The sequence below is a fragment of the Brevundimonas sp. CURTG3B2_SDJG genome (genome assembly GCF_057364705.1).
Genome location: NZ_JBNFOJ010000458.1, coordinates 1 through 1,493, shown reverse-complemented (window position 1 = coordinate 1,493; position 1,493 = coordinate 1). Strand labels below are relative to the sequence as shown.

Below are 1,493 nucleotides of genomic sequence, written 5' to 3'. Positions count from 1 at the left end.
CGCGCCGCCGCGTCGAGCCGGCTACGACGCCTTGCGCCACTCCGCGGCCTCGGAGGCCCAGGGTGCGGGCGGCCCGCTGGAGCCCGCCGTCGTCAAATGGTTCAACCGCACCAAGGGCTACGGATTCGTGGTGCGCGACGGCCAAGCGGGCGATATCTTCGTCCACGTCGAGACGCTCAGGCGTTGCGGGCTGGACGATCTTCTGCCCGGAGAGCCGGTCTCGGTGCGGTTCGCCGAAGGCCCCAAGGGCCTGGTGGTCGCGGAAATCAGGCCGGGCGGATAGTCTTCCGCCTCATCAAGGGCGGATGCGTATGACCCATCGTCGTGGATTTCTGGCCGTCGCGGCGGTCGTCGGCCTGCTGGCGGCGTGCGCCGGGCAGGGCGCGCCCAAGGACGCTCACGGAAACCCCATGGAGCCGCTGACCATCACGACCTCGACCGGCGTGCACCGCTTCATGGTGGAGATCGCCGACGACGAGGCCGAGCGCCAGCGGGGCCTGATGGAACGGCCGCCGCTGGCCGACGACCGGGGCATGCTGTTCCAGTTCCCCGATGTGGCCGAGCGCGGCTTCTGGATGCACAACACGCCCAGCCCGCTGGACATCATCTACATCGATCCGCGCGGCCGGATCGTCTCGATCGCCAAGAACGCCGCGCCGAACTCGGACGCGATCATCCCGTCCAACGGGCCCGCGATGGGGGTGCTGGAGCTTCGGGCGGGGCGTTCGGACGAGATCGGCGCCAAGCCCGGCGACGTGGTCCGCCATCCCTTCTTCGCGGAATAGGCGCGAAAGGCGCGTTGCGGCGCGGCGTCGAGTGTGTCAAATCCCGCCGCCGGAGTGTAGCGCAGCCTGGTAGCGCATCTGGTTTGGGACCAGAGGGTCGGAGGTTCGAATCCTCTCACTCCGACCATTTCCCTGTCGCGATTTTCACCGCCCGCCGGTCGCGTTTCCATGCAACGGCGCGAGAGGTTTAGGGAATCGCCGTTATCCCACTTTCAAGTTCCGCTGTTCGATGGCAGCCTGCCGCCAAGCTAGCTTCGGCGGGCCCGTGGCGGAGCGGCACTGCGCGCCCGCCTGCGGCGGACCTGCCGAAAGATCCCCTTGAGACGCGGCCGCGGCCGCCGGAGGAGGAACCCGGTCGTGGACATCGCATTGGCCAGGAAGGTCGTCGCCCAGCTCCCGTCCGACGCGGCCGCCTTGATCTTCAGTCGGTTGACCCTCCAGGAGCGAGCGGCGATCCGGCGGGCCCTCACCGCCGAGGAGCTCGCCAATCCCGCCTGGACGGATGTTCTCGATCAGATGGATCAGCAGAACATGGACGTCCTGTGGAGGCACCTCGACGTCCTGCGGGACATCGACGCCAAGGCTGTCGGAAGACATGAACCCCGACGCCGTCATGGACCTCGGCCGTCGGATCGAGGCGGGAAATGGACGCGGCGGAGCGGCGGCGGCGGCGGAGCGCGATCGGACGGCGGAGGACGGCGGAGCGGG

Annotated in this window: 2 protein-coding genes and 1 tRNA gene; all 3 read left to right on the top strand. The window is 68.9% G+C overall.

Annotated elements, in window-relative coordinates; translation table 11 throughout:
* The coding region (locus tag AC2W7C_RS17780) for a cold-shock protein (RefSeq protein ID WP_486002555.1) at positions 1-283 on the top strand (283 nt) is incomplete at its 5' end.
* A gap of 22 nt (positions 284-305) precedes the next feature.
* Entirely contained in the window at positions 306-785 is a 480-nt protein-coding gene (locus AC2W7C_RS17775) for a DUF192 domain-containing protein (RefSeq protein ID WP_486002554.1), read from the top strand.
* 50 nt (positions 786-835) lie between these two features.
* Positions 836-912, top strand: a tRNA-Pro gene (locus AC2W7C_RS17770).
* The last annotated feature ends 581 nt before the right edge of the window (positions 913-1,493 follow it).

Coding starts and splice junctions, on each gene's coding strand:
- AC2W7C_RS17775 (WP_486002554.1), top strand. CDS start 306: ATGCGTATGACCCATCGTCGTGGATTTCTGGCCGTCGCGGCGGTCGTC.